Here is a 19,843-nt window from a genome sequence, read left to right as displayed (position 1 = left end):
TGTATCGTCAGTGGCCTGTTCGAAGGCCGTACATGTGGACACACACTCATACGGCGACACTCTCGTGGTTTAGGGTTGCAAGAGGAGAGACACGAGCGTTCACCCATCCGACTCGAGCAGTTCGATATCGGCGACAATATCGTCAGGATCGTCGCCCGAGCGGATGCCGTTGAGCATCACGAACGCCTGTTTCGGGTCGAGGAAGTGGCGACACACCACTCGTCCGAGATTCGTCGGGTTCGTGCCGTCGATGAAGTCGTACTCGATGAGTTTACCCAGCGCGTGTTTCGTAGGCACATCGCCGATCATGCGGTCGTTGAGTCGCTTCGCGTTCGGTCCCCCGACGACGATGTTGGCGAGCGTCTCCTCGATGGCCGACGATTCGTCGTACCCTGTATAAACCGATTCCATCTCGCCTTTGAGGAGTTTGAACGCCGTTTCGTCTTCGGTCATCTCCATGGAATTGTGGTAGACGCCGTCGGGTTCGACGAGGAGATAGACGGTGCCCTCATCGTGGAAATCGGGACGGCCAGCGCGCCCGAGCATCTGGCTAAACTCCTGCACAGAGAGCCACTCGATGCCCATGGCGAGTGAATCAAACAGGACCTGCGAGGCCGGGAAGTCGACACCAGCAGCGAGCGCAGCCGTCGTCACGACGGCCGCAAGCTCCTGGTCGCCGAATTTTCGTTCGACCGTTTTCCGGCGTTTGTAATCCAACCCGGCGTGATACGGCGCGCTGGGATACTCCAACGATCGACTGATCGAGTGACACCGACGCCGTGAGTTGGTGAAGATGATGGTTTGTCCCCGATAGCCCTTCGAGGATTTCGTGTCGAATGCCCGTTTGACGAGCTTGTTTTCGATCCGTGATTTCTCGTGGGCCTCGGCGAAGGTGACGTGGCGCTCGATCGGCACCGGCCGCTCTTCGAACTCGATGAGCGTCGCTTCCAATGAGCCAGCGAGCTGTTTGGGATTGCCGACGGTCGCGGAGAGATACACCCACTGGGTATCGGTCTCTGCTCGCTCACACCGGTGTTTCAGCCGAGAGATGAGTCCGTCGAGCCGATGCCCCCGGTCGGTTTCCCCGAGCGTGTGGACTTCATCGATGACGACGGTGCCGATGTTACCGAGATCTTTGCCCGTTCGGAGCGCGTGATCGATCCCCTCGTAGGTGCCGACGATCACGTCAGCGTCGGGATGGAACGTGGCACCGGTGTCCCGGACCCGACTGGCACCGACGCGGATCGTCACGTCCACGAGGTCGCCGTACGTCTCCGTGAACTGCTCGTGTTTCTGGTTGGCCAACGCGACCAGCGGCACGAGAAAGAGCATCTTGCCGTCCCCCGAGAGGACCCGATCGATCCCGGCAAGCTCTCCGATCAGCGTCTTCCCGGTCGCCGTCGCGCTCACGACGAGCTGATCACGCCCCGACAGGACGCCGTTTCTGACCGCGAGGCTCTGAACCGGCAGGAGCTGCTCGAACTGCTCAGTAACTAACGCCGAGAGATCCGGGTGCAGATCGAGCGATTCGGTCGGAACGGGATCGACCGCCTCTACAGTGGCGCTGATCTCATCGAACTTGGTGAGGTCGGGATCCAATCGTCCTTGCAAGAGGTTCACGATCCGATCGAGATCGCCGGTTTCGACCAGCAGTTCTTCGAGGCGCTCGCGTGCTCCCGACTGGAGGCTTCGGTAGTTGAGTTCGCCTTCGAGTTCGCGTTTCGCACAGTCGAGACAGACGTGTTCGCTGTCGGTTTCGATCGCCGTGTCGCTCGTCAGCGGCGAGTAGCGACCGGCGTTCGCACACCGTCGACACGTCCGGACGACTTTTCCCTGTAGCTGGTACCCCCCGAGCATCGACTGGAGACGATCCCGCCCCTCTCGTGTTGTCTGTTCAGAGATCCGAATACGCGAGGCACGCCGGGCGATGTCGACGAACTCTTCGGGCCGCCGGAGATCCTCCTCCGAATCCTTTTGGACGCGAAATCGGGCGGGACGCGGACCGGCGTCCGTGACCTTCAGTTCGAGGATCGCCTGAAAAAGCCGCTCTCCGTTGCGGTTGACGACGACAGTGAAGTCGTCGGATCGCTCGTGGAGAAACAGGGTATCGACTGCCGAAGCCTGCTGTGACACGCCCCAACTTATCCGACGGGAGTATTTGACTCTCCCGGAGTCGAGAGACCGAGATACGATTCGAGCGTTCGCAGCTCGTCGGGCGCAACACCGAACGCCTCGATCGCGTTGTCATCAGTGACGTTGTCCATTTTCAACGACGTGGCCTGATCGGCACCCATCGGCGCACCCGGGATCGGATCGACGAGCGAGAGCCCGACCGTGACGAGCGCCATCGGGATCGGAACGATCGTCACCGAGTGCCCGTTCGATCGAGCGATGAGCTCCGTCACGTCCGCGAGCGACAGCACCTCCGGCCCACCGAGTTCGTACGTTGCGCCGGCGTGGTCGTCGTTCTCGACTGCATCGGCGAGCATGTCGGCGAGATCACCAACCCAGATCGGCTGAAACCGTGTCGTTCCCCCACCCGGGAGTGCGGTCACGACGGGCGTCGTGAGCATCTCCGTGAACGAGACGAACTCCCCGCCCTCCCCGAACACGATCGACGGCCGGATGACGACGGACTCCGTATCAGCGTTGCGGACGGCGATCTCGGCCTGTCCTTTCGATTCGATGTACGCCGTCTCCCCGTGTGGATCCGCACCGAGCGCGCTCATTTGGACGATCTTCTCGACATCGTGTTCCCCAGCAGCCGCCACAACGTTCTCGGTGCCGCCCAAGTGGACTTTGAAGTGCTGTTCACTGCCACCGCTGGGCTTGAACAGTGGCGATAGAGCGACCAGATTCACCACACAGTCTATCCCCTCGAAAGCAGAAGTGATCGAATCGTATGCTGTAACGTCCCCTACTGCGGTTTCGACGCCGTCTGGAAGTGTCGACTCGCTAGGCGTGCGAGAAAGCACTGTCACGTTGTGGTCTCGATCGCTCAGCGTCTCAGCCAGCTTCGTGCCGATAAATCCGCTCCCGCCCACGAGGAGTACGTTCATGGGATTCTGTTCAGTGGAGTGGTCTGTAAATCTACTGCCCGAAGCCATGGATCACGACAGCTTATTATCTCGCCTGCGAACCCAGCGTATGCTCATCACGATCGAAGGGATCGACGGAAGCGGGAAAACGACGGTGTGGGAGGCCCTGCACGACAGCGTCGACGCCGTGTTCACCAAAGAACCGACCGATTCGTGGTACGGCGACTGTGTTCGGACGTCGCTTTCCGACGACGCTGCCGATCCGCTCGCCGAGCTGTTTCTGTACACGGCCGACCACGCCGACCACCTTGCGCGCGTGATCCGCCCGGCGCTCGATCGTGGTGACCTCGTCATCTCCGATCGCTACGCCGATTCTCGGTACGCCTACCAAGGAGCCAGCTTGGCAGGTGTCGTCCCCCGACCGATGGAGTACGTCCGGGGGATCCATCAACCGTTTACGCGCCCGCCCGACGCGACGATCTATCTCGATCTCTCCCCACAAACGGGTGCCCAACGCGCCGGCGCGAGCGACAAGTTCGAACAAGCCGACCACCTCGCCGCCGTCCAAGCGAACTACGAACGGCTCATCGATCACGAACCTGAGCGGTTCGTCCGCATCGACGCCAACCGATCGCCCGAGGCGGTCATCGACAGCGTCGAACGAACGATCGAACAGTTGGTATGATATCGCTGTCAGTCTCGGTAGGGAAGCGTCGTCACGTCGAAACAGTCATAATGGCGGTCGTACGTGACGATGTAATCGATCTCTCTGTCGGCCATCTGCTGGGCGACGACGAAATCCGTGAGTGATGCGTTCAGATCAGTCCATTCCGTGAACCTGTTCACTGCCTCCTCGAAAACCTCCCTCGAAACATATTCGAACCGATAGAGACGACTCTCATCGAGCGTCGTCAGGAACGTCGATGCCATCTGGACGGACGCTCGTTTTTTGAGCCGGGTGGCAGCTTCATCGACGATGTGCTCGTTCACGATGAGGTGTCTGTACGGGAGATCACCATCACGGATGAACGACATAAACGCCCGTGAGACTGGGTGCATCTCATCTTGGGGATCGAACAACGCATAGAGGAACTTCGGGCCGACGATCACCTGATGTCGGACTCGACCGGGTCTGAAATGTTCAGCAGTGATCGTTCCGATCGGCGTCTGTATCGGTTCAGCCATCGATCACGTCTGGTGGTCCGAGGGATTTTCTGCCAGCGTGAACGAAACGTCGTTCCCACTCCACTCCGCTACAACGTCCGATTCCTGTCGAGCGTCCGTCCCTGCCGTCGACAGAAGATCGTCCGTATCGATCTCCTCCAGCACGGTAAACGCCCGATCCATGGGATTTGGAGATCGTTGCTGTTCAACCCATCTAACCAGTGCTTCATGACTGGCTTCCTTGACAGTCATCCCGCGCTCAGCGGCGATTTCCCGGAACGACTCGTATTCGTCCTCGCTCAGCTCGGTTTGTACGTGTTTGCGATCGGTTTGGCTCATGCTTCGTCTCGCCCCTTATCGTCGATAGCGGTTCATGAGATATAAAATGTCTACATGACATAGTACATGCTACTCGTTTGCAGACGAGTTGGTGTCACATACTCAATGGGACGGAGCGGTTCGTCCACGTCGACCCCGATCAGTCGCCCGAAGCGATTATCGACAGTGTCGAATGATGAACAACGCGCTCAGATCAGTCCATTCCGTGAACCTGTTCACTGCCTCCTCGAAAACCTCCCTCGAAACATATTCGAACCGATAGAGACGACTCTCACCGGATTGGATCGGGTTACGTCGGTGGGAATTCGATGACCCCGAGTTGGTGTAGTAAGCTAAGGCTGTCCGGCAAGAACCACCGTTCGGCGATCATGCCGTCCTCGATACGCACGAAGAACATCTGTTGTACCTCGATCTCCTGACCGGTCGGTTCGATGCCCCAGAGTTTCCCCTCGTGTGTTCCTCGACTCGTGATGTACATGGCGACTGTGTCTCTTTCCGCGACGACGTCTTCGACGGTCTGTGAGATGTCGGGAAAGGCGGTGAGAAACGCTTCGTAGGACTCTCGGATTGCCGGACGACCCTGCTGATCACCGAAGGCATTGTGTTCGACGGCGTCTTCGGCGTACAACTCATCGAGGAGGTCGAGGTCGCCTTCCGCAAAGACCTCTTCCGGGATACGACGGGCAAGTGCCTTGTTTTGCGCCCGTTCGGACGGTGTTACTCCGTCCGTCATCGATACCGTTCCCCTTTGGGTGCAGCATGGCAGTCTGTCTGATTCATTGCAACCACGCACGGTAGTACGCCGGAGATCATCGTGAGGCTGTGTGGGAACACGTTCCTCTCTTTAAGTAAATTTGGACCGAAGAGACGACGATATGCCGCACATTCAGATCCAACTCGACGGAACAGCAGTGGACGGCTGGTTAGCCACGATTTCGACTGACTTTCCCGATGCTGAGTTCAGACTGCTGGCGACCCAGCTACGGGACGACGGCGCGTTCGTGATTCTCGAAGTCGTCACGCCGAAAGGTGATGCGCTCGCTCACCGATTCGAGAACACTCCCGAAGTAGATTCAGTCGAGGTCCACTACACTGACGAACAGCTAGTGTTGCTCCAGTTCCGGACTTCAGCAACGAAATCGTACGATCCGCTCCGCGAGTCGAACAACGTGTCTCTGTATCCCACCATCCTTCGGGACGGATGGTTTTCGGTGGAGCTGGCGGCATCACACGAACGGCTATCGGAGTACACCGACGAGCTAGTAGCGGCTGACATTCCGTATCAGGTGTTATCGCTGACCCAAGCGTACGATTCGAGTGAGTTGCTCACGAATCGCCAATGGCACATTATCACCGAGGCAGTCGAGCGCGGTTACTACGATACGCCACGTGACTGTACGGTGACTGAACTCGCAGAGTCATTGGACATTCACAAATCGGCGGCGAGCAGGCTGCTTCATCGCGCCGAAAGCCGGATCGTCACGGGGTTCGTCACGGGAACGGCACGGTGATCGTACAGTTCGATACTGGTTTTGTAGTAGCCAAATGATTGCTTCTGTCACTGGTATTTGTCTGGGAGAGTCACTTCATCGGGAGCGGGCATCCAGAAGTAATCGAACGTGAGACCGAGCGCGAACGGCGCCAGAACGAGGAGGACAACGACGACGAACGGACTCCCCAAATCGAAACCGAACCCGGCAGCACTCATCACCTGTGTGAGAATGACGAGCACGGGTGGGATGAGCACGACCTCGAACACCACCGGTCCCCATTTCGTGTTGAGTCGGACGCGGAAAAATCGGGTTATGAGTGCCGTGGCGGTGGCATTGACGAAGAGCATGACGAGCAGTTGGACGCTGTCAGCGACCGAAACCATACGCACGCTTGGGTGTCAGCCCTCTTTGTCGTGTCGAAGCCCCGTCGGTTGATTCGGTCGCCGGTCCGCAACGTCTTTCAGAGTCACCATCGACTCGTTTGCATGCACCGGGTGATCGCCGAAAACGACGTGGCTGACACGTCGTTCGACGCCGAGGAGATGCAGACGATACTGCAGCAGATGGTTCGTGCACGGACGTTCGACGAACGGGCGGTATCACTCCAGCGGCGGGGCTGGATGAGTGGCTATCCGCCGTTCAAAGGGCAGGAGGCTTCACAGGTCGGTGGAGCGTACGCGCTTCAGGAGACGGATTGGCTCGTGCCGACGTACCGATCGAACGCGATGCAGCTCGCCCGTGGCGTTCCGCCCAGCGATATCCTTCGATTCCGGCGGGGTTACCCCGAGTATCATTCGGACCACGAGCGTCCCGTCTTTCCTCAAGCGGTTCCGATCGCCACCCAGACGCTCCATGCCGTCGGCATCGGGATGGCCATCGACTACGACGATTCGGACCAAGCGCGCGTGCTGTGTTATCTTGGGGATGGAGCGACGAGCGAAGGCGATTTCCACGAGGCGCTCAACTTCGCTGGCGTGTTCGACGCTCCAGTCGTCTTCTTCTGTGAGAACAACCACTGGGCGATCAGCCTGCCACGGGACCGTCAGACGGCAGCCCCGACCATCGCGGCCAAAGCCGACGCCTACGGGATCGAGGGAACACGGGTTGACGGCAACGATCCGCTCGCGGTCGCGGAGACGGTTGAGCGCGCGCTCAACCGCGCCGCCACCGACGAGCCGGTGCTGGTCGAGAGCCTCACGTACCGACAGGGACCCCACACTACTAGCGACGATCCCGAGCGCTACCGCGACGACGTCGATCTCCCTGAGTGGCGCACTGCCGACCCGATCGAACGGTTCGAGGGGTATCTCTTGGACAACGGCGTCATCGAGGACGGATTCGTCGACGACGTCGAACAGCAGACCCGCGAACAGATCAGCTCGGCCGTCGACACGATCGAAGAGACCGAAACGGAGTCTCCCGAAGACGTATTCGATTCCGTCTATGCGGACCTCCCGCCGCGCCTCCAGCAGCAACGAACCCACTTTTTTCCGCTCGGGTGAGCGAAGCTCACCCTCCCGCAAAAAACCTGGACTAAAAAAAGCCGCGAGCAAAGCTCGCGGTGATTGACCTGCCCGCCACCGCCTCCGCGACTGCAACCGTCACCGCAACGCTCCGCTTCCGCGACCGCCGACTCTGTTGTTTTCAGTCGTCAGCGTGGAGGGCTGGCGGTTCACCGACGACGCGTGCGACCTCGGGATACTGCTGGCGCAAGCCATCGAGGTCGCCGCGCTGTCTTTCGCAGCCACCTTTTTTGCGCTCGGGTGGCCTTCGGCCACCACTCCCGCAAAAAATCTGCATTGCAAGAGCTTCGCTCTTGCAGGCTCCCACTCGCTTCGCTCGCGGGAAGACCAAAAAAGGCCGCTCGCTACCGCTCGCGGTGACGACACCTGCGTCTCCCGCCTCTGCCCCGCCTCCGCACCGCCGATTCTGTTATTCTCAATCGTCAGCGTGGACGACGGGCGGCTCGCCAACGACGCGTGCTACGTCGGGGTAACAGGCCCGTAGTCCATCGAGATCCCCACGCTGGCGATAGTGACAGTATTCCGCCAGCGTTGCGACCAGCGCGGCGGGTGCACTCCCCGCTTCGGACTGTTCGGTTACCTCGGCTGGCTCTCGATCGCTTTCGGGTGTGTACACCGACTGGACGACGGTGCCGTCACGCTGTTCGTGATACCGCACGCGGCCGCCGTTCTCGAACCAGCCGGCAACGACCAACTCCTTTGCCGCGTCGTAGCGCGTGACGTTCGCAATGCCGGGCAAATCGTCGTAGTCCAGCTGTGACTGGCCAAGCCCGGCCGTCGCTAGTATCTCCTCGATCTGCGTCGCATGGGGACAGCCCGTACTCCGACAGGGCCGACACCACGTTCCTGTCCCGACATCCACGATGTGGTACAGCTCCGCTTTCGAGATCGTTGCTCGATTCTCGACCGTCGAGAGGTTCACTGACTCGCCCAGCCGATCCCAGAACTGAAACACCGGCAGCGTCATCGGCGGCCCTCCAGCAGTGGACAGCCAACACGATGTACGTACCGCGACCGAACCGGTCGGCCACACCGGGGACATCGCTGTCGCTGGTCACGTTTCTGATACGATTCGACACCGTTACATGTCTCTGTTGCGTTCCCAATCATGGGTTTCTCTGTCGTGAGAACCCCAGCGTCGGGTGCTATGTCCACCCGGCGCGTTCAACATGAACGCACACGCCCCGCGGCGCACACCGGCGTTCTCGTTTATCGTTGCCTCCGCCATCACATATAAAGGTACTGATGCAATGAATAATATCGTGTAGATCCGACACCACTTTCTTAGTGAGTACTCTTCGAACGGAACGTTACAATCAATTCACCTTCAATTAGAGCATATGATGAAATTTCCACATACTGATCTGTCGCTGTAGCGTTGCGGTGGCGGTTGCAGTCGCGGAGGCGGTGGCGGTGCGGGCAAGACGCAGCACCGCGAGCTTTGCTCGCGGCTTTTTTTGCCCCATCTTTTTTGCGGGAGGGTGGCTGTGCCATCCTCCCGCAAAAAAGGTGGGTGGTCAGGATTATGTACTTCGCTCGGTATAGGATAATCATGCGCTTTGTTATCGTTGGAGGGGGTCGCGTTGGAACACGAACAGCGCGAGTCCTCGAAGCGGAAGACCACGATGCAACGATTCTCGAACGACGGCCCGAACAGGTTGATAAACTACGAAAGGAAGGATTCGACATCGTTCAGGGCGACGGCAGCACCGAGGAGGATCTGCTCGGTTTGGATCTCGAAAACGCTGATGGTGTGGCTGCGCTCACCGGCGATGTGACGGTCAACATCATCACGTGTTTGATCGCCAAGGCTAACGGTTGTCGGACCGTTCTCCGCGTCGACAACGACAAATACGAAACGCTCTGTCGGAAGTACGGCTCCGAGATCGATATGGTCATCTATCCGGAACGGCTCGGAGCGATCGCCGCCAAGAATGCCCTCTTGGGCGGTAACATCCGTGCGATCGCGGACATTGCGAAAGAGATACAGCTCACTGAGTTCACCGTAACCGAAGAATCCCCGATGCGGGGGTACACCCTCTCTGAACTCGAACTCCCCGCCAATGCGCAATTGCTGGGATTCGGCAAAGCGGATGAATCGATCGATCTCCCGACGGAAGACGAGTCGCTCGAACTCGGCGACCGCCTCATCGTCATCGCGGATTTCGAGGTACTGGGTGACGTTCGTCGCATCATCGTGGGCGAAAACGCTACACCGTCCAGTCCGGCTCCGGTGGCCTGAGGGGTTACAGCGGAAGCGGTCCCCCTCCCCGATCGTGTTCTGTCTCCTCGGAGTGGGTCGCGTCGGCGAGCAACTCTGAAACCGGCGGACGATACGTGAATCCCGGAACGACACCTTCGACGTACGTTCCCTCGACGTACTCGGCCATCGCTTTTACCACGGCTGGCGCGCGATCGGGTCGATCGAACGGAAATTGGAGCGTGACGATCGCCTCACCATCTTCCGAGTGCATGTCGACTGTGAGGTCGATCTCCGCACGAACGGCTTTCGGGGCGTCTTCGACCCGTCGCTCGAACGTTTCGAACCAGCCAGCCAGCAGGTTGTCTCCGACGTCTTCCTCGACAGCGCCCGCGAGCGTCGGCGTTCGGATGGTAAGCGTGTATACAGTTTCCTCCGACGCTTCAGCCACAACGCGGCTGTCAAACACCGTCGTTTCCACGACGAACCCTTCGTCGGCGTCAGTGTAGGTCTCGTGGCGCTCGAACGCACGACGAACCGCCGCATCCGTACTCATAGAGCGTCGTACATCACCGAGACGAAAAGACGTTGTGTTCACTCTGCAACCGGCTGTTAGTGGCTCTCGGTCGGACTCTGACCGAGCGACGTAGCCTCTCGAACCGTTTTCGCGCTCCGTCGGAACAGCCGTTTGAGCGCCTGCCACCGGATGACCAACAGAACGCTGCCCAAAACGACGTAGATACCGCTGAACACGAGCAACAGCTCGTAGCTCGACAGTGGTAGTCGAACCAATTCTTGAATCATGAGGAACTCGATCACGACTTGAGAAACGAACAGCACCAACAGCGTGATCGCTTCCCGAGCCGAGATTTCGAAGTTGATGAGGAGGCTCAACGCGAAGAACGACTGGGCTGCGGTCAGCCAGATCTCACCCGCCTGTTTCTGATCGAACGGAAGCGGTCCGTACTGACCGAGCGCGATCGAATACACGAGGACGAGGGTCCCGATGAGGAGCGTCCACTGGTTGAGCTTCGAGGAGATCAACGCCGAGAAGCCGGCCGTCGACCGGGCTTTGTTCACCAGATACGCGACGACGATCAGCTCCGGTGATTCGGAGGCCAGCGGCGCGATCCACTGGATCATGAAAAACGAGGGGATTCCGATCGACTGCCCGATCTGTTCGAGTCCGTGGGCGAACGGCTCGACCGCGGTGAAGATGATCAGCCCGGAGTAGGCGAACAACGACAGCACGATGGCGATGCGATACCGTTTCGGGTTCTGTTGGAGCGCACCGGGAACGCCACCGTGTTCTTCCGGGATCTCGACGTCTCCCCGGAGGATGACGACGATGTACGCGATGTACAGCCCGACGAGAACCGCCATATCGAGGGCGTCGATCCCCCCGTTGATCGGCACGACCAGCGCCCAGAGCGTTGCGAGAAACAGAAACGTAATCTCGAGATTGATGTCCCGATCGAGCGACAGCGCATCAGTGAGGATGCCGGAGCGTCGCTGGACGGCGGGATCACCCGTCTTGTGCGCCCGATAGATGGTGAACAGCGCGATTCCGGACCAGCCGATCCCGATGAGGATCCGGTTGGCCCCCGTCATGTTAGCGACCGCGAGGTGGGCGGATTCCGTTCCTCGTGGCATTCCGGCAAACGCGCCCGCGTTCCACGCATACAGGGCGTCCACCGCGTATTCGGGCGCGACGGCTAACACCGCAAGCACCGCGATGGCAAACGCCCGCGGAACGTCTTTTTCGGCCGTTTCAGCCCCCCACGCGAGTAAAAACGAGCCACCCAGAACGGCTAAACCGCTCACCACGACGATCGCACCCGTCGGTATGCTATCGCTGTGTCCCAATCCTGTCAGCCAGAGGATAAGCCACGGAATGGTCAATCCGACAGCCCCCGCGATCGCACCGATCACCCGGCGTTTCATGGTTGCCTCCAGTCACTACTATCCAACACCTTCGTCCGCCACTGCGAACACGTCTGATTCCAAGCCATGGAGTACGTGTAGGAAAACGACGGATATGACCAAAAACCACAAGATATCGCGAGTAGCCCCGAAACCACGGGCGAGACGGTCTCTACTGTAGGATCACCTCTGAAGGCGGTGAACGTGTGATTCCCCGAAGAGAGTGGGTTACGTCGGTGTATACGGACGATTCGGGCGAAGATGGATGATTCGATCCGCTACACCGGGACGGCTTTCCGTTGTTTGGAGACGTGGTCAGTCACACACGACCACGTCAGCCGTCGGAGCGTTGTTTTTCACGCTTTCGATACCTCGCTTTGCTCCTTGTTTGGAGACGTACCCGCCGCCGCTGTCAGCGATGATCTTCCCGTTCGAAGCGACGAGACGCCATCGCCACTCACCGATCGTGTCCTGATACAGTTCGAACGTTGGTTGTGCTGGCATGATCGGACCTGGCCTGTGAACAGGTCCACACCCTGAACCATCGTAAACGCGGGGATTTCGATGTCTCATGCGGAGGGAGGGATTCGAACCCACGAACTCCTACGAGAGCGGATCTTAAGTCCGCCGCCTTTGGCCAGACTCGGCCACCTCCGCGCATTCGAATGTCGTCGGTCACACGAAAAGTGGTTTCGGTCCGACACCGACTGGACTGGTCACCATTCGACGCTCAGCGTGCCGTCACCGTGTGGGTCCGGCGCGATCTCCTCGTTGGTCTGTCGGTCGATCACGTGAATCACCCCGTCGTCGTTTTTAGCCGGACACACCTCTGCGGCACGCACGTTGTGATCGAGTTCATCTTCCTCGAAGAAGTACGTTTGGGGCTGAGCAATGCCACTCGCCAACTCCATCTCCCAGTTACCCGACACCTCAGCGCATTTGCCCGCGGCGATGCATTTGTTCGCCTCGAAGATGATCTTGTACGGCTTCTCCTCGATCGGTGGCGCGTCGCGTTCGCCGATCTCGCTGGGATCGACCGGTTCCTCCGTCATCACGCGTTATTCGAACGGAAACAGCTTGGGACTGTCGATCTTCACTCCTCGTCTGATTCCCCGTCACTGACGGTAACTTGGGCCTCGCGAATGATTTTCCCGGCCATCTTGTAGCCGGGCCGGTGAACGTCGTCGATCGCGTCGGGCGGCTGTTCGGAGTCGACCCGCATCAACACCTCATGACGCTGGGGATCGACATCCTCGCCCGGTTCGGGAGCGATCTCTTCGACGTTTTCCCCTTCGAGCACGTGATCGAATTGGTTGAGCGTGGATTCGATTCCCTCCCGGATGTCGCCGTCCTGATCGAGTCCGCGTTTGAGGTTGTCGCGGACATCGATGATGCGGGTAACGAGGTCCTCCGTCGCGCGCTTTCGCTCCTGTTCGCGACGTTTTTTCATCCTCTTTTTGTAATTTTTGAAATCAGCCTGCTTGCGCTTGAGGCTCGATTCTAGGTCCTCGATGGTTCGCTCGTGTTCGTCGATCTGCTCTCGCAACGATTCGATCTCCGTAGCAACGTCCGTGGGATCGCTGTCTTCGACACGTTCGACGAGTTCTTCGGACGGACCGTTCTCCGTTTCGGCTTCCGATTCCGCTTCGGTTTTTTCCGTCGATTCCTCGCTTGTGGATTCTTGGGATGAGTCGTCGGGGTGGTCATCCATATCCGGCTTTTCGGATCGTCGGTCATCCGTGGTCGTGTCGTCTTGCACCGGATCGTTTTCACTCATCGGTGGATGAACGTCCGCCGACCGATTAAGGGAACCGGAATGTCATCATCGAACGGAAACGCTGCTCGGGTCGCACACGAGGGGAGGCAGTGTGTTAACTGTCAGGCCCGTATACACCGACGTGATGAACAGTCGACCACAGCCACAAGAGCGTCGCATCGGCGTGGGTTCGGGCGTCGATCCGAGCGTGGCGGGTAATTACGATTATGCGAGCGAGGAGATCGAGCGTCCAGAGTTGCACGACGATCTCGACGAACTCGTTGCCGGTGACGTTCGATTCGACACGTATTCACGCCAGTTGTACGCGACCGATGCCAGTGCCTATGAGGTGGTGCCGATCGGTGTCGTCTTTCCGCGTTCGACCGACGACGTGGCCGCCGTGATGAGTTACTGCGCCGAACGGACGATTCCGGTGCTCCCGCGGGGTGGGGGAACGAGTCTGGCTGGACAGGCGGTCAACGAGGCGGTCGTACTCGATTTCACTCGATATATGGACGCTGTGCTCGCCGTCGATCCCGAATCCCAGACCGCAACCGCACAGCCCGGCGCGATCCTCGGAGACATCGACGAGCAGCTCGAATCCCACGGGTTGAAGTTCGCTCCCGATCCGGCATGGGGTGACAAAAGCGCCCTCGGTGGCGCTATCGGCAACAACTCGACGGGATCTCACTCGTTGGTGTACGGCAAAACGGACGCCTACATCGAAGCGTGTGAGGTCGTCCTCGCAGACGGCACCGTCGCGCGGTTCGGTGACGTTCCGATCGAGACGCTTCGTACGGACGCCGATCCGGACGGTGATCTCCGCGAACGGATCTTTGGGGCTGTGCTCGCTGTACTCGACGATCACGCCGAGGAGATCGAGCGACGCTATCCCGATCTGAAACGAAACGTCTCGGGCTACAACCTCGATATGCTCATCGAGGAGGCCCAGACGGGCTCTGTCAACCTCGCACGGTTACTTGCTGGAAGCGAGGGAACGCTCGCCATCGTGACCGAAGCGACTGTGGCGCTCGAACCGTTGCCGGAAACGAAGTCGATCGCGCTGCTCACCTACGATTCCGTGCTCGATGCGGTCTCGGACGTCGAGCGAGTACTCGATCACGATCCTGCTGCGGTCGAGGTGATGGACGACGTGCTACTGGATCTCGCGCGCAACACCGAGGAGTTCGAGGATGTCGTCGGACTGCTCCCCGAATCGACGGATTCGGTGCTGTTGGTCGAGTTTTACGCCGACAGCGACGCCGACGGCCGCCGACAAGTGGCCGATCTCATCGACGACCGCGTGACGGACACCACGGACCACGCCGATCGTCTCGCACGCCACGCCTTAGAGGCACACGACGCCGACCGTCGCGCGACGTTTTGGAAAATGCGCAAATCCGGGTTGCCGATCCTCCTCTCGCGCACCACCGACGAAAAACACGCCTCGTTCATCGAGGACACCGCTATCCCCGTCGAGCAGCTGTCAGCGTTCGTTTCGGATGTCCAGTCGATTCTCGACGATCACGACACGTTCGCCAGTTACTACGCCCACGCCGGACCGGGTGTGCTTCATATCCGTCCGCTCATCAGCACCAAAACGATCGACGGCGTCGATCGAATGGTTTCTATTGCGGACGAAATCACTGATCTCGTCGTCAAATACGGCGGGAGCGTCTCGGGCGAACACGGCGATGGACGCGCACGCACACAATGGAACAAAAAACTGTATGGGGAGCGTCTGTGGTCGGTGTTCCGGGAGTTGAAAACCGCCTTCGATCCCGATTGGCTGCTCAATCCCGGAAATATCTGTGGCGATCTCGATATGACCGAACAGCTCCGCTTCGATCCATCCTACGAGTTCGACGCTGGATTCGAGCCGTCGCTCGAGTGGCACACCGAAAACGAGTTACAAGGGATGACGGAACTGTGTCACGGCTGTGGTGGCTGTCGCGGTCACCAGTCCACCACTGGTGGCGTGATGTGCCCGACCTATCGGGCCTCCCAAGAAGAGATCCAATCGACGCGCGGGCGGGCGAACATGCTTCGGGCAGCAATGAGCGGCGATCTCGACCCCGACGAACAGTTCACTGATGAGTTTCTCCACGAAGTGATGGACGTGTGTATCGGCTGCAAGGGCTGTCTGCGGGACTGTCCCAGCGAGGTCGACATGGCGAAGCTGAAAGCAGAAGTCGAACACGAACACCACGAGCGACACGGTCCCAGCCTGCGCGATCGGCTGTTTGCGAACGTCGAAACGCTCGCTGCGATGGGAAGCACGGTTGCCCCCCTGTCGAACTGGGCGACCAATCTGCCGGGTGCGAAACTACTCGCGGAAAAGACACTCGGGATCGCCAGAGAGCGCGAGCTGCCGACGTTCCACCGCGAGAGCTTTACCGACTGGTTCGAGGAACGTGGCCTGCGGGTGTCGGAACCGAACGCCACCCGAAAAGCCGTGCTGTTCCCGGACACGTACACGAACTACACCCACCCCGAAACGGGGCGTGCCGCGGTCCGTGTGCTCGAAGCCGCAGGCGTGCAGCTCCGACTGCCTGACGTGAAGGGAAGCGGCCGCCCACCCTACTCGAAAGGCTTCATCGACCGTGCCCGCCACATCGCCCGCCGAAACGTCGATGCACTCGCCCCACTCATCGAAGACGGCTGGGATATCGTCGCCATCGAACCCTCAGATGCGGTGATGTTCCAACTCGACTATCTCGATCTGCTCGATGATTCCCAAACCCAACGGCTCGCCCAGAACAGCTACGGCGTGATGGAGTATCTCGACACCTACGATCTAGACGCATCACTCCCCGCCGTCGATGCCGACGAACGGCTGGTGTACCACGGCCATTGTCACCAAAAGGCCACGAAAAAGGATCATCACGCGGTCGGTGTGCTCCGACGGATGGGGTATCCCGTTGAACCACTCGACAGCGGCTGTTGTGGCATGGCTGGAAGCTTCGGCTACGAAGCCGAACATTACTCGATGAGCAAAGCGATCGCTGCCATCCTCTACGATCAGATCGACGACGTAGAGGGAACTGTCGTCGCACCCGGTACCTCCTGTCGCACCCAACTGGTCGATCACACCGAGGAAAAACCGCCCCATCCGATCGAAAAAACAGCGGCTGTCCTCGATCGCACCAAAGAGTCGTAACCTATATCAAATCTCCCCCGGATACTATATACTGTGTCCGGGCTGGGGTAATGGTTATCCTTCAGGCTTGTGGAGCCTGAGACGCGGATTCGATTTCCGCGCCCGGACTATTAATATATCTTGTATTTCTGGCGGGAGAGGTATCACGCTATGTTTCTGACATACATTTATGACGGAACGGGTAGCCAAACGGCCCATGACAGAACATGCGTGTCCTGTTTGTGGGGACGAATTCGGTAGTAGACGCGGACCCGGCGTTCACCATAGTGCTGCCCACGATGCATTGCTACCCGATAGAACGTGTAGCAATTGTGGTCACGAGTTCCCCTGCGAGCACGAAAATACCGACGTGAGTCCGTTTCGTTTAGAGGAGAGAATCCCCCGAACTATCACGGCGGAAAAGAGACGACCGAGTGTGAACTCTGGGGCGATGAGTTCGAGTACTACCCATCGGAGAAAGAAGGAGTGTACTGCTCTTCGTGTGTCGAAGAGCATGGCTTTCCGAGTCCTTTACTGGCGACGGGCATCCGAACTGGAAGGGTGAGGGCAACGAACCGTACGGAAAAGGTGGAATAGCGTTCGCCAACGGGCGTTAGAGCGAGACGATTACTCGTGTGTCGTTTGTTCGAGAACCGAAGAAGCGATCGGACGGAATCCGGACGTGCACCACATCATCCCGGTTCGGGCGTTTATCGGATCGAAGAACCATCACAAGGAGAACGCACATCAGTTTGAGAACGTTGTATCGCTCTGCATCGATTGCCATCGGAAAGCCGATTTTGGGAAGATATCGAGCGCAAGACTTCGGTTCCTGATCGAGACGGGGGATCCGATCCCAGTGATCGGACAAGCGCAGTCGTCGATATCACCAATCGGAATTTCTCACGTTTATTGATGAATATTACGCTATATCGCTCGATACTTTCAAATATTGTAGGGCAGTATTTTATCTGTGGAGATGGTGTACATCTGGAAATGATGTGGATCGTTCCCGTGAAACCGCCGTTCACAGAGACACTCGAATCGAAGGTCGATCTGACGGAATGGAGTGGTCGCACGCTCGACTTTCCGTTTTTCGCTCGTGTACTCGGTGTTCGAACCGAGACGGTCGATAGCAACCGCACTCGGAACAAGCAGTACTGGGAATCGATGGAGTCCGGCGATCCGTTGGTGGTGTATCGGTCGGACACGGAACGGTACGCCGGATTCGGGACGATCGGAGCGAAAGCACAGACCACGTACTTCGATAAGGCCTACTGGGACGATGCGGGGGCAATCAGCGTGTTTACCGTCACCGACTACGACGATTCACTCGATCTCGAACCCGAACAGGTCAACAGCGTGTTGGGATACGAAGAGGAGTTTCGACCCTGTGGGCTTTCGAAAGTGAGCGACGATCGCCCGATCGACGATCTCCTGTTTTTCCTCGATGTCAATCGAAACCGTGCGACGATGTGATCGCTCAACCAGTGATCCAAGGGGATCGCTCGAAAACAACACATAACGGGTCGAGACACGAGGTTCTCACATGGACGCTGCGCTCCTCACGGTGGGCAATGAGCTTCTCTCGGGGGACACCGAGAACACGAACGCGACATGGCTCGCCAGTGAGCTGTCGGCTCGCGGTGTTGCAGTCAAGCGTATCCTCGTCGTGCCGGACGAGAGCGATGTTATAACGGGATTCGTTCGGTCGTTCAGCGACTCGTTCGACGCCGTCATCGTCACTGGTGGACTCGGTCAGACGCCTGATGACGTGACGATGGAGAGTGTCGCCCGTGGGTTCGAACAGCCACTCGAACCGAACGAGCTCGCGCGGACCGACATCGAACGGACGGTTGCCGAATTCGAGCGCCACCGCCCGAATCTCGACATCGATGTGGATATCGAGAGCGAGGCTGCGCTTCCGGCTGGAGCACGAGCACTCATCAACGAGCCGGGACTGTCGCCGGGCTGTGTCATCGAGAACGTGTACGTGTTGCCGGGCATTCCCGAAGAGATGCGAGCGATGTTCGAGTCGATTGCGGCCGAATTCTCGGGAACGATCCGACGACGGACCCTGTACACCACGGATCCCGAATCGATGCTCATCGAGACGCTCACTGATGCCCGGGACCGATTCGACGTGAGCATCGGCTGTTATCCGGACAACCACGCGGGTCACAACCGACTACAACTCACTGGCACGGACGACAACGAACTCGACAGCGCGGTCGCGTGGCTTCGAGAGCGGGTGACGATCGACACCGACCGGGAGTGAGTCCCACAGTATATCACCGACCGCATCCGATGGACCGGTATGAGCGAGGACTCACGACAGCCGCGCGTTCGCCGTGGTGAGGAGATCGAATACACCGAGGTCGATGCTGCCAATGGTATGGCGAAAGGTGTACTGATCGGTCCCGAACAGGGCGCACCGAACCTCGCCATCCGGCGGTTCACGCTTGAACCCGGTGCGACCGTTCCAAAACACACCAACGAGATCGAGCACGAGCAGTACGTGCTCACCGGTGAGTACGTCGTCGGGCTGGATGACGAGGAGTTTACGGTATCTGCGGGAGATTCGCTGTTCATCCCGGCCGGTGTCGTCCACTGGTACCGAAACGAAGGAAACGATGACGGCGCGTTCATCTGTGCGGTTCCTGACGGCGACGACGAGATCGAACTCGTGTAAGCGTTCACGTCGCTCGGGCTAGCTGGGTCCACGTATCAGACCTACACAACGAAAGCACTCTCCTTTCTTCGGCTCCCGAGAACGCCCCGATCAGCTGAGAATCTCGTTTATCGCATTCGGCAGCGGATTCGGGGCGAGCAACACCTCAAGGACTTCCTCGGCACCGAGATCTTCGACGGCATGGTTCGGATCCCATCGATCGTCCGTCGATCCCCGTTTGGAACGAATGAGATGATTCGTAGCCGTTTCTGGTTCCGTGGTGTGAGTGAAGTAATGAGTGAGAAGATGGGCGAACTCCCAGGCTGGTCGCGCATCTCGAAACACGACGATGTCGTCGTGGATCTCGCGGTCTGGCGGTCCATGGTACACTTTCACCGAGTACGCGTTTCCCTCCCCTTCGTCGGCGGAGCGAACCACCGTACTGTGCTCGTCAAACCATGCGACGACAGGGCTCACCACGATCTTCGTCTCCTGGTTGATCAACCCCCCCTCACAATCATCCCACTCCGGATGTGGCGCAACCATTATCCGAGAGTTTTCCCGAACAATCATATAAATTGGCCTACGTGCGCCCAG

The 19,843-nt window shown here is 58.9% G+C and carries 23 protein-coding genes and 2 tRNA genes; 10 read left to right on the top strand and 15 right to left on the bottom strand.

Annotation, left to right across the window (positions count from 1 at the left end; genetic code table 11):
• Positions 1 to 99: 99 nt before the first annotated feature.
• Together MW046_RS06770 and MW046_RS06765 are read right to left on the bottom strand one after the other, a co-directional pair.
• Positions 100 to 2,133, bottom strand: a complete 2,034-nt coding sequence (locus MW046_RS06770; protein ID WP_247992377.1) for a DEAD/DEAH box helicase — start codon at positions 2,131 to 2,133, stop codon at positions 100 to 102.
• Positions 2,134 to 2,141: 8 nt separating this feature from the next.
• Positions 2,142 to 3,059 (bottom strand): complex I NDUFA9 subunit family protein, encoded by a 918-nt coding sequence (locus tag MW046_RS06765; protein WP_247992376.1) that lies wholly within the window; start codon positions 3,057 to 3,059, stop codon positions 2,142 to 2,144.
• Positions 3,060 to 3,147: 88 nt separating this feature from the next.
• Between MW046_RS06765 and tmk the strand changes: the two genes are divergently transcribed.
• Positions 3,148 to 3,723, top strand: a complete 576-nt coding sequence (tmk, locus tag MW046_RS06760; RefSeq protein ID WP_247992375.1) for a dTMP kinase — start codon at positions 3,148 to 3,150, stop codon at positions 3,721 to 3,723.
• An 8-nt stretch (positions 3,724 to 3,731) separates the two neighbouring features.
• On the opposite strand, the gene MW046_RS06755 is transcribed toward tmk, so the two are convergent.
• The 3 genes from MW046_RS06755 to MW046_RS06745 form a co-directional block, all read right to left on the bottom strand.
• Positions 3,732 to 4,223 carry a type II toxin-antitoxin system VapC family toxin gene (locus MW046_RS06755; RefSeq protein ID WP_247992374.1) on the bottom strand — a complete coding sequence of 164 codons (492 nt, stop codon included), beginning with the start codon at positions 4,221 to 4,223 and terminating at the stop codon, positions 3,732 to 3,734.
• 3 nt (positions 4,224 to 4,226) lie between these two features.
• Complete coding sequence (locus MW046_RS06750; protein ID WP_247992373.1) at positions 4,227 to 4,541, bottom strand: hypothetical protein; 315 nt, start codon at positions 4,539 to 4,541, stop codon at positions 4,227 to 4,229.
• A gap of 289 nt (positions 4,542 to 4,830) precedes the next feature.
• Positions 4,831 to 5,274: an ester cyclase gene (locus MW046_RS06745; protein WP_247992372.1), complete on the bottom strand. Its 444-nt coding sequence runs from the start codon at positions 5,272 to 5,274 to the stop codon at positions 4,831 to 4,833.
• A 142-nt stretch (positions 5,275 to 5,416) separates the two neighbouring features.
• Here MW046_RS06745 and MW046_RS06740 point away from each other — a divergent pair, with 142 nt between their 5' ends.
• A complete protein-coding gene (locus MW046_RS06740; protein WP_247992371.1) occupies positions 5,417 to 6,052 on the top strand; it encodes a helix-turn-helix domain-containing protein in 636 nt (211 codons plus the stop codon).
• Between the two features lie 47 nt (positions 6,053 to 6,099).
• Here the strand turns inward: MW046_RS06740 and MW046_RS06735 are convergent, their stop codons facing one another.
• Entirely contained in the window at positions 6,100 to 6,417 is a 318-nt protein-coding gene (locus MW046_RS06735; protein ID WP_247992370.1) for a DUF7991 family protein, read from the bottom strand.
• A 102-nt stretch (positions 6,418 to 6,519) separates the two neighbouring features.
• Between MW046_RS06735 and MW046_RS06730 the strand changes: the two genes are divergently transcribed.
• On the top strand, positions 6,520 to 7,536 hold the full coding sequence (locus MW046_RS06730) for a thiamine pyrophosphate-dependent enzyme (RefSeq protein WP_247992369.1): 1,017 nt from the start codon (positions 6,520 to 6,522) through the stop codon (positions 7,534 to 7,536).
• 142 nt (positions 7,537 to 7,678) lie between these two features.
• On the opposite strand, the gene MW046_RS06725 is transcribed toward MW046_RS06730, so the two are convergent.
• Together MW046_RS06725 and MW046_RS06720 are read right to left on the bottom strand one after the other, a co-directional pair.
• Complete coding sequence (locus MW046_RS06725) at positions 7,679 to 7,834, bottom strand: hypothetical protein (RefSeq protein WP_247992368.1); 156 nt, start codon at positions 7,832 to 7,834, stop codon at positions 7,679 to 7,681.
• Positions 7,835 to 7,972: 138 nt separating this feature from the next.
• On the bottom strand, positions 7,973 to 8,524 hold the full coding sequence (locus tag MW046_RS06720; RefSeq protein WP_247992367.1) for a hypothetical protein: 552 nt from the start codon (positions 8,522 to 8,524) through the stop codon (positions 7,973 to 7,975).
• Positions 8,525 to 9,109: 585 nt separating this feature from the next.
• Between MW046_RS06720 and MW046_RS06715 the strand changes: the two genes are divergently transcribed.
• Positions 9,110 to 9,799: a potassium channel family protein gene (locus tag MW046_RS06715; protein WP_247992366.1), complete on the top strand. Its 690-nt coding sequence runs from the start codon at positions 9,110 to 9,112 to the stop codon at positions 9,797 to 9,799.
• 4 nt (positions 9,800 to 9,803) lie between these two features.
• Here MW046_RS06715 and MW046_RS06710 read toward each other — a convergent pair whose 3' ends face one another.
• From MW046_RS06710 to MW046_RS06685, 6 genes are all read right to left on the bottom strand, one after another.
• Positions 9,804 to 10,313: a DUF5813 family protein gene (locus MW046_RS06710; protein ID WP_247992365.1), complete on the bottom strand. Its 510-nt coding sequence runs from the start codon at positions 10,311 to 10,313 to the stop codon at positions 9,804 to 9,806.
• A 56-nt stretch (positions 10,314 to 10,369) separates the two neighbouring features.
• Positions 10,370 to 11,701 (bottom strand): calcium:cation antiporter family protein, encoded by a 1,332-nt coding sequence (locus MW046_RS06705; protein WP_247992364.1) that lies wholly within the window; start codon positions 11,699 to 11,701, stop codon positions 10,370 to 10,372.
• Positions 11,702 to 11,995: 294 nt separating this feature from the next.
• Positions 11,996 to 12,184, bottom strand: coding sequence for an HVO_2922 family protein (locus MW046_RS06700; protein WP_247992363.1), 189 nt, complete (start codon positions 12,182 to 12,184; stop codon positions 11,996 to 11,998).
• Between the two features lie 68 nt (positions 12,185 to 12,252).
• Positions 12,253 to 12,337 (bottom strand) — tRNA-Leu (locus MW046_RS06695).
• 59 nt (positions 12,338 to 12,396) lie between these two features.
• On the bottom strand, positions 12,397 to 12,732 hold the full coding sequence (locus MW046_RS06690; protein ID WP_247992362.1) for a ferredoxin: 336 nt from the start codon (positions 12,730 to 12,732) through the stop codon (positions 12,397 to 12,399).
• A 41-nt stretch (positions 12,733 to 12,773) separates the two neighbouring features.
• Positions 12,774 to 13,457: a nucleotide exchange factor GrpE gene (locus MW046_RS06685; protein ID WP_247992361.1), complete on the bottom strand. Its 684-nt coding sequence runs from the start codon at positions 13,455 to 13,457 to the stop codon at positions 12,774 to 12,776.
• Between the two features lie 124 nt (positions 13,458 to 13,581).
• Here MW046_RS06685 and MW046_RS06680 point away from each other — a divergent pair, with 124 nt between their 5' ends.
• From MW046_RS06680 to MW046_RS06655, 6 genes are all read left to right on the top strand, one after another.
• Positions 13,582 to 16,596 (top strand): FAD-binding and (Fe-S)-binding domain-containing protein, encoded by a 3,015-nt coding sequence (locus MW046_RS06680; RefSeq protein WP_247992360.1) that lies wholly within the window; start codon positions 13,582 to 13,584, stop codon positions 16,594 to 16,596.
• 36 nt (positions 16,597 to 16,632) lie between these two features.
• Positions 16,633 to 16,704 (top strand) — tRNA-His (locus tag MW046_RS06675).
• A 553-nt stretch (positions 16,705 to 17,257) separates the two neighbouring features.
• Positions 17,258 to 17,491, top strand: coding sequence for an HNH endonuclease family protein (locus MW046_RS06670; RefSeq protein ID WP_247992359.1), 234 nt, complete (start codon positions 17,258 to 17,260; stop codon positions 17,489 to 17,491).
• 80 nt (positions 17,492 to 17,571) lie between these two features.
• The gene (locus MW046_RS06665; protein ID WP_247992358.1) at positions 17,572 to 18,054 is read left to right on the top strand and encodes a hypothetical protein; all 483 of its coding nucleotides are present in this window, start codon (positions 17,572 to 17,574) and stop codon (positions 18,052 to 18,054) included.
• A gap of 70 nt (positions 18,055 to 18,124) precedes the next feature.
• The gene (locus MW046_RS06660; protein ID WP_247992357.1) at positions 18,125 to 18,853 is read left to right on the top strand and encodes a competence/damage-inducible protein A; all 729 of its coding nucleotides are present in this window, start codon (positions 18,125 to 18,127) and stop codon (positions 18,851 to 18,853) included.
• 39 nt (positions 18,854 to 18,892) lie between these two features.
• Positions 18,893 to 19,267: a cupin domain-containing protein gene (locus MW046_RS06655; RefSeq protein ID WP_247992356.1), complete on the top strand. Its 375-nt coding sequence runs from the start codon at positions 18,893 to 18,895 to the stop codon at positions 19,265 to 19,267.
• Between the two features lie 90 nt (positions 19,268 to 19,357).
• Here MW046_RS06655 and MW046_RS06650 read toward each other — a convergent pair whose 3' ends face one another.
• Positions 19,358 to 19,792 carry a hypothetical protein gene (locus tag MW046_RS06650; protein WP_247992355.1) on the bottom strand — a complete coding sequence of 145 codons (435 nt, stop codon included), beginning with the start codon at positions 19,790 to 19,792 and terminating at the stop codon, positions 19,358 to 19,360.
• Positions 19,793 to 19,843: the final 51 nt, after the last annotated feature.

The organism is Halocatena salina (assembly GCF_023115355.1).
In the GTDB taxonomy this organism is placed as follows: domain Archaea; phylum Halobacteriota; class Halobacteria; order Halobacteriales; family Haloarculaceae; genus Halocatena; species Halocatena salina.
The sequence above is the reverse complement of the archived record's forward strand: the minus strand, read 5'-3'. Positions and strand labels throughout refer to the sequence as shown.